Raw genomic sequence first — 300 nt, forward strand, 5'->3', positions numbered from 1 at the left:
ACATCAGACAGTGCATCCAGTGAATCCACAAGTACCTCGGATAGCGCATCAAACTCAGCATCTGATTCAAAATCAGAATCAATGAGTGATTCTACAAGCACATCAGACAGTGCATCAACATCAATGTCCGATTCAAAATCAGAATCAATGAGCACATCAGACAGTGCATCAAGCTCAGCGTCTGATTCAAAATCAGAATCAATGAGTGAATCTACAAGCACATCAGACAGTGCATCCAGTGAATCCACAAGTACCTCGGATAGCGCATCAAACTCAGCATCTGATTCAAAATCAGAATCA

The 300-nt window shown here is 41.7% G+C and carries 1 protein-coding gene; it reads right to left on the reverse strand.

Features of this window, described 5'->3' with window-relative positions:
* The coding region (locus BZZ03_RS12100; RefSeq protein ID WP_233129004.1) for an MSCRAMM family adhesin SdrC at positions 1 to 300 on the reverse strand (300 nt) is incomplete at both ends.

Origin of the sequence: Lactococcus petauri, from assembly GCF_002154895.1 — a bacterium.
Classification (GTDB): domain Bacteria; phylum Bacillota; class Bacilli; order Lactobacillales; family Streptococcaceae; genus Lactococcus; species Lactococcus petauri.